The organism is Pedococcus sp. NPDC057267, assembly GCF_042668795.1.
GTDB lineage: Bacteria > Actinomycetota > Actinomycetes > Actinomycetales > Dermatophilaceae > Pedococcus.
In genome coordinates this window covers 55,860-62,483 of sequence record NZ_JBHUYG010000009.1, presented here as the reverse complement: position 1 = coordinate 62,483, position 6,624 = coordinate 55,860, and the positions used below count along the sequence as shown (strand labels likewise).

Here is a 6,624-nt window from a genome sequence, read left to right as displayed (position 1 = left end):
CGGCGCGCGGGGGGGCGGGGGGGGGGGGGGCCGGCCCCCCCCCCCCCCACGACTCGGCCCTGATCAACGCCGGGCTGGCTGCGGACGCGGGCTACGTCGGCACCTTCGCCCACGAGGCCGAGAGCAGCCTGGAGGAGCTGCGGCTGACGTTCCGGCGCAAGGCGCACACGGCCGCGGCCGAGCGCTGCCTCACCGACCTCCTGCGCGCCGACCCGTCGCTGGACGTGTCGCAGGTCGGCGAGGTGCGGTTGCGCGACCTCCCGCCCGGCCGCACCACCGACGCCCTCCTGCGCCGCCGGGCTGCCATCGGGCTGCCGGACGACCCCGACGCGGTGGTGCTGGTCGACCACCGTGGCGTCGGGTACGCGCCCGCCGACGTGCCGCTCGCGCTGCGCCGGGCCCGGGCCACCCGCATCTCCATCGACGGCAACGCCCACTTCTGCCGGGGGCTGCTCCGCACCCGCTACGACGGGGCCGGCGCCGACCAGGCACCACGGCCCGACGGTGCCGAGCCCGCCGACCACCACCACCTGATCCCGTTGACCCTGAAGGAGACCCACCGATGAGCGCCATGCGAGCCGTCCAGGTCGTCGGCTACCACCAGAAGCTCGAGATGACCGAGGTCCCCGTGCCGGAGGCGACGGGACCCTGGGACGTCGTCGTCCGGATCGGCGGTGCCGGCGTCTGCCGCACCGACCTGCACATCCTCGAGGGGCAGTGGGCCGAGAAGTCCCAGGTCCAGCTGCCCTACACGATCGGCCACGAGAACGCGGGGTGGGTGCACGCCGTCGGCTCCGCCGTGAGCAACGTGCGCGAGGGCGACAAGGTGATCCTGCACCCGCTCATCACCTGCGGGCTGTGCCGCGCCTGCCGTTCCGGCGACGACGTGCACTGCGAGTCCAGCGCCTTCCCGGGCATCGACACCAACGGCGGGTATGCCGAGTACCTCCTGACGTCCGCCCGTTCGGTCGTGAAGATCGACGACTCCCTGGAGCCGGCGGACGTGGCGGCGCTCGCGGACGCCGGGCTCACGGCGTACCACGCTGCCGCGAAGGCGGCCCGGCGCCTGACGCCGCGCGACACGTGCGTCGTCATCGGCGCAGGAGGCTTGGGGCACATCGGGATCCAGGTGCTGCGTGCACTCTCCCCGGCCCGGCTCGTCGTCGTCGACCGCAACCAGGCGGCGCTCGACCTGGCCACGTCGATCGGGGCGCACCAGGGCGTCCTCGCCGACGGCGGCCAGGTGGACGCGGTGCTCGACCTCACCGGCGGGCACGGCGCCGAGGTCGTCGTCGACTTCGTCGGCGAGAACGGGTCGACCTCCGAGGGCATCGCCATGACGCGCAGGGCCGGCGACTACCACGTCGTCGGCTACGGCGAGAACGTCGACGTGCCCACGATCGACCTCATCTCGACCGAGAAGAACGTCATCGGCAACCTCGTCGGCTCCTACAACGACCTGCAGGACCTCATGGCGCTCGCCGCCACCGGCGCCGTCACCCTGCACACGCAGAAGTACGCCCTCGACGACTTCCAGCAGGCGGTCACCGACCTCGACAACGGCGCCGTCCGCGGGCGCGCCATCCTCGTGCCCTGACCGGCCGAGCACCCACCAGCGTTCCCCCCTCCCGGACAAAGGAGTCCGTCATGAAGAACTACGTCGGAGTCGCCGTGTCGATCGGTGTGCTCGCCGGCATCTGGACCCAGGTGAGCTCCAGCCTCGAGCTCGTCACCTGGGTCGGTTTCCTCGCCTGGGCCTGCTACTTCGCCGCCGGTGGCGGCCGGGTCGGCTTCGCCCGGGGTCTGGCCGCCAACCTGTCGGGCCTGGCCTACGGGTGGCTGGTGGCGGCCTTCCTGCACGTCGCGTCGTTCCCCGGCGCGCTCGCGATCGCCGTGGGGGTGGTCGCGGCCCTGATGTGCCTGCAGGCCGGCTGGGCCCCCCTGTCCTTCATCCCCGGGGCGTTCGTCGGGGCGGCGGCGTACTTCGGCACGGCGTTCGGCTTCTGGCCCACAGCGATCGCCCTCGTCGTGGGCGCGCTGCTGGGCTGGGCCTCGGGGGTCATCGGCGCCAGGATCCAGTCCGCCGTGGCCGGGCGCGCGCGACCGTCGGAGCCCCCGGTCGCCCCGGCGCAGGCAGCGGCATAGGTTCGAGCAACGCCGCACCCACCCCGACCTCCACGAAGGAGAGACCGACCCGATGATCCTCATCACCGTGAAGTTCCCGATCCGCGAGGACAAGCTCGAGGAGTGGCGCGAGCTGTCGGACTACTACGCGAAGTCCGTCAACGAGGAGCCCGGCTGCGTGTTCTTCGAGTTCTCCCGGAGCCTGACCGAGCCGAACACCTACGTGTGCATCGAGGGCTTCCGCGACTCCGACGCCGGCGGAGAGCACATGAAGCAGGCACACGTCGCGCGGTTCATGGCCGAGATGCCCGACATCGTCTCGGCCCAGCCGCAGATCATCTACGTCGACGCCGAGGAGGTCTCCGGCTTCGGGCCGATGGGGGAGATCACGCCCCGCTCGGCCTGACCGGAGCGCCCGGCCCCCCCCCGGATCCTCGGCCCGCCCGGCCCGTCGCACCCCCCTGAGCTGGTCGCACCCCGGGAACTGGTCCACCCCCGGAACCGGTCGTGCTTGAACCCTACGGCCGGCCCCGTCCCCGCCGATGGGGGACGGGAGACCGGGGGGTCGTGGCAGGCGGTCGTCCGTTCGTCTGGTTCCTCCCGGTTCCTCCTGCTTCGCGACCGTTGTCCGGCTAGCGTTGCCGACGTCAGGCATCGGCAGGGGAGTAGAAGGTCGTGGACGTCGACACGTGGGAGATCGGTGCACTGCGGAGCATCGGCGCCATCATGACCCAGGCGGCCACCGCCGCCGACGACCGCATGCTCTACGAGCGCATCGTCGAGAGCGCCGCCGAGGTCGCGCTGTTCCGGGTGGCGGCGCTCAGCCTCGTACGGGTGGACGGCGACCTCGAGGCGGTGGCCGTCGGCGGTGACGCCGGGGCACGGGAGGCCGTCCTGGGCCGGGTGACGCCGCGGCACGTCGTCGACGCCGAGTTCGCGGTGGCCGAGGAGTGGGGCGCCCTCCGCTTCGTCCCGCACGACCGCCTGCCGGGGTCCTCGCCCGCGGGGTGGGTGGACCCCACGTGGGACGGCGGGGCCGACGACGACGCCTGGCACCCCAACGACACCTTGTTCGCACCGTTCTTCACCGCTGCCGGCGACCTGGCCGGCGTCCTCAACGTCGACCTCCCCGTGACGGGACGCCGGCCGGGGCCGCTGCAACGGGTGGTGCTCGAGGTCTTCGCCGGCCAGGCCGGGGTGGTCCTCGCGGCGGCCCAGGAACGCGCCCGGCTCGCCGAGCGGGTCCGGCTCGCGCAGGCGGTCCAGGCCGTCGCCCGCGTGTCGAACGGCGTGCTGGAGCCGGGAGAGGTCGTGGGGGCCGTCGCGGAGCCGGTGGCGACGGGTCTCGGCTGCACGCAGCTGTGGGTGCGGACCTTCGGGGACGGCCCCGGCGAGGGCCGCACCGCCACCTGGCCGGGGCGTTTCCCCCCGACCCCGCCGGCGCTGGTCGACCTCGTGCGCCGGGTCGCCGAGGACGCCTGGGCGCTGGGCCGGACGGTCACCGTCGCCGCGAGCGACGCGGAGACCGACGACCTCGTCAGTCCCGACGAGCGGGCGCAGGTCATCGACTTCATCAGCCGGATCGGCTCGCACAGCCTGCTGCTCGCGCCGATCGGTGCCGCCTCGCAGTGCCTCGGGTACCTCGTCTGCACGCGTGCCGGCTCCTACCCCACCTGGAGCGACGCGGAGACCGCCGCGGCGCTCGAGATCGGGCGTGACCTCGGCCGCTCGGTGCTCAACTCCCGGCTCTTCGCCCTCGAGCGGCAGCTGGTGCAGAACCTCCGGGCCACGGAGCGGGCCCGGGCCACGCTCTTCTCCACCGTGTCGCACGAGCTGAAGAACCCCCTGGCGTCGGTGGTCGGCCACGTCGAGATGCTCCGCGACGACCCCTCCGCCGACGCCGGCTGGTCGCTGGGCGTGATCGAGCGCAACGTGCGGCGGCTGCAGGGCCTGGTCGACGACCTGCTGGTCCTGGGCCGGTTCAGCGACCCCGACCGCCCGCTCGTCCGTGTCCCGGTCGGTGTGCGACGGCTGGTCCACGACGCCCTCGAGATGTTCGCGCCGGCCGCGGCCCGGGGTGGTGTGGGCCTCGTGCACGAGCAGGACGAGGAGCTCACCGTCCTCGGGAGCGCCGACGAGCTGTCGCGGGTGCTGGACAACCTCGTCGGCAACGCCGTGAAGTTCAGCCGCGAGGGCGGCCGGGTCACCGTGCGGGCCGACGAGCGCGACGGGCAGGTGGTGCTCGAGGTGGTCGACCAGGGCATGGGCATCTCCGCGCAGGACCAGGCCCGCCTGTTCACCGAGTTCTTCCGCTCCACCAACCCCGACGCGCTCTCCGTCCCCGGCACGGGCCTCGGCCTGAGCATCGTCAAGCGCATCGTGACCCGGCACGGCGGCTCGATCGACGTGCGCTCGGCGCCGGGGCACGGGACGACGTTCACCGTCACCCTGCCGGTTGCCTGAGGAGCCGCCGCGTGGTCGGCTGGTCCCCCCGCACTAGTCCGGTGCGTGCAGCGGCAGGATGCCGGCAAGTCCCACCAACCGCCAGAGTCTGGGACGTTCTCGACATCACGGATGAGGAACCAGCAGGGGAGACGAGCGTGGCACAGTCGCCGGGTCGCCGGGCGGCCCTTGCGGAGGGCGCCGCTGCCCACCACGTCCTGGGCTCGGCCGAGCTGCTCGAGCGGGGCTGCGTGACCCCCGCCGAGGTGCTGGCCCTGCTCGAGCTCCGGCTGTACGGCGCGCACGGGGACCGCCCGCCGACCACGAGCGCGGTCGAGCTCGGGTGCGCGGTCGCGGTGGAGTGGGGCGTCGGCGCCGTGCTCACCCGCCCCGAGCACGTGCGGGCAGCGGCCGCGACGCTCGCACACCGCGGCCCGGGGGTGGTGACGGCCCTGGGGCTGGACGACACGGACCCGCGACCGCTGCAGGTGGAGGCGCGTGACCTGATCCGGGAGGGCGCGGACGACCTGGCCGTCATGGCCCCGGCGGAGCGCATCGAGGGCGACCTCGCCGGGCTGCTCGAACAGGTCGAGGAGGTGGCGCACTTCGCCTCGGGCGTCGGTGCCCGCGTCCGGGTCGTGGTGGACACCAGGGGACTGGCCCGGTGCGTCCTGCTCGACGCCTGCGAGAAGCTCGGCCACACGGGCGTCTGGCTCGTGCAGGGCGGTCTGTGGCGCTCCACCCTGCCCAGCTTCAGCGAGGTCAAGGCGATGCGCCAGGTCATCCCCAGGGACGTCCTGCTCAAGTGGACGGCGCCCATGATGCGGGTCGACACGCTGCTGAGCTGTGTGGCTGCCGGGGTGGACCGGTTCAGCGTTGACGACGTCCCCGGTTTCATGGCCCACACGATTGCTCGCGCCGAGCTCGGGCCACTGGTGTTCCCCGACCCCGACTGAGCGCAGAGAGGAGTCCCCCGTGGAGGCGACTGACCACGGCGCCGTGCAGCACCGCCCGGGCGCGCTCATGGCCGCCGAGATCGCCGAGCAGCCCGGGGTCTTCGAGCGGCTGCTGGCCGGCGCCGGTGGTGCCGACCGGGGTGCAGTGGCGGCCCGTATCCGGGCCGCCGGCCCGCGCTTCGTGCTCGTGGCCGCACGGGGCACGAGCGACCACGCGGCGCTCTACCTCAAGTACCTCGTGGAGATCCGGCTCGGCCTGCCGTGCGGCCTCGCGTCCCCGTCGACCATCACGGCATACGGCGCGCAGCCCGACCTGCGTGACGTCCTGTGGGTCGCGGTGAGCCAGTCGGGCGGGTCGCCCGACCTCGTGGAGTCGACGGCGGCGGCGGGTCGCGCGGGGGCGCTGACGCTGGCGGTCACCAACGCCCCGGACTCCCCGTTGGCGCGGGCCGCAGCCCTCGGGCTCGACATCGGGGCAGGGGTGGAACGGGCGGTCGCCGCGACGAAGACGTACACCGCCACCCTGCTCACCCTCTGGCTCCTGGTCGAGTCGCTCGGTGGCGGCGACGCCCGGGCGGCTGCCGACCTGCCCCGGCTCGCGGCCGAGGCGGTCGCCGAGCCGGCCGCCGACGAGGTGGCGGCGCGGTTCCGCTTCGTCGACAAGGTGGTCGTGACCGGTCGCGGCTACGCCTACCCGACCGCACGCGAGGCCGCCCTCAAGCTCATGGAGACGTCCTACCTCGGAGCGCACGCGTTCTCGGGCGCCGACCTGCTGCACGGCCCCCTGGCCATGGTCGACGAGGACCGACCGGTCGTCGCGGTGGCGCCACACGGCACCGCCGGTGTGGCCATGCAGCCCGTGCTGGCGCGGCTCGCCGACCGGGGCGCGGACGTCACCCTCGTGGGCGACGGGTCGCTCGGGCCGGCGAACGTCGTGGTGCCCGTGCCGCGGGTTCGCGAGGACCTCAGCCCGCTGCTCGAGATCATCCCGCTGCAGCGGGTGGCCCACGCCATGGCCGTGGCCCGCCACCACGACCCCGACGCCCCGCGCGGGCTGTCGAAGGTCACCCGCACCACCTGAGCCCACGCCGGTGGGGCACGG

General features: G+C 73.9%; 6 protein-coding genes and 1 pseudogene. All 7 read left to right on the top strand.

Features of this window, described 5'->3' with window-relative positions; all coding sequences use genetic code 11:
• Nucleotides 1–566, top strand: a pseudogene (locus tag ACFUC1_RS03990) (metal-sulfur cluster biosynthetic enzyme); the annotation flags it as partial.
• Nucleotides 563–1,597, top strand: coding sequence for an NAD(P)-dependent alcohol dehydrogenase (locus ACFUC1_RS03985; protein ID WP_379116840.1), 1,035 nt, complete (start codon nt 563–565; stop codon nt 1,595–1,597). The pseudogene ACFUC1_RS03990 and the gene ACFUC1_RS03985, both read left to right, overlap by 4 nt.
• A 50-nt stretch (nt 1,598–1,647) precedes the next feature.
• Nucleotides 1,648–2,145 carry a DUF1097 domain-containing protein gene (locus ACFUC1_RS03980; protein WP_379116838.1) on the top strand — a complete coding sequence of 166 codons (498 nt, stop codon included), beginning with the start codon at nt 1,648–1,650 and terminating at the stop codon, nt 2,143–2,145.
• A gap of 52 nt (nt 2,146–2,197) precedes the next feature.
• On the top strand, nt 2,198–2,530 hold the full coding sequence (locus ACFUC1_RS03975) for a putative quinol monooxygenase (RefSeq protein WP_379116836.1): 333 nt from the start codon (nt 2,198–2,200) through the stop codon (nt 2,528–2,530).
• Between the two features lie 269 nt (nt 2,531–2,799).
• Complete coding sequence (locus ACFUC1_RS03970) at nt 2,800–4,587, top strand: sensor histidine kinase (protein ID WP_379116834.1); 1,788 nt, start codon at nt 2,800–2,802, stop codon at nt 4,585–4,587.
• Between the two features lie 137 nt (nt 4,588–4,724).
• Nucleotides 4,725–5,522 (top strand): hypothetical protein, encoded by a 798-nt coding sequence (locus ACFUC1_RS03965; RefSeq protein WP_379116832.1) that lies wholly within the window; start codon nt 4,725–4,727, stop codon nt 5,520–5,522.
• Between the two features lie 19 nt (nt 5,523–5,541).
• Complete coding sequence (locus ACFUC1_RS03960) at nt 5,542–6,603, top strand: SIS domain-containing protein (protein ID WP_379116831.1); 1,062 nt, start codon at nt 5,542–5,544, stop codon at nt 6,601–6,603.
• Nucleotides 6,604–6,624: the final 21 nt, after the last annotated feature.

Coding starts and splice junctions, on each gene's coding strand:
- ACFUC1_RS03980 (WP_379116838.1), top strand. CDS start 1,648: ATGAAGAACTACGTCGGAGTCGCCGTGTCGATCGGTGTGCTCGCCGGC.
- ACFUC1_RS03975 (WP_379116836.1), top strand. CDS start 2,198: ATGATCCTCATCACCGTGAAGTTCCCGATCCGCGAGGACAAGCTCGAG.
- ACFUC1_RS03985 (WP_379116840.1), top strand. CDS start 563: ATGAGCGCCATGCGAGCCGTCCAGGTCGTCGGCTACCACCAGAAGCTC.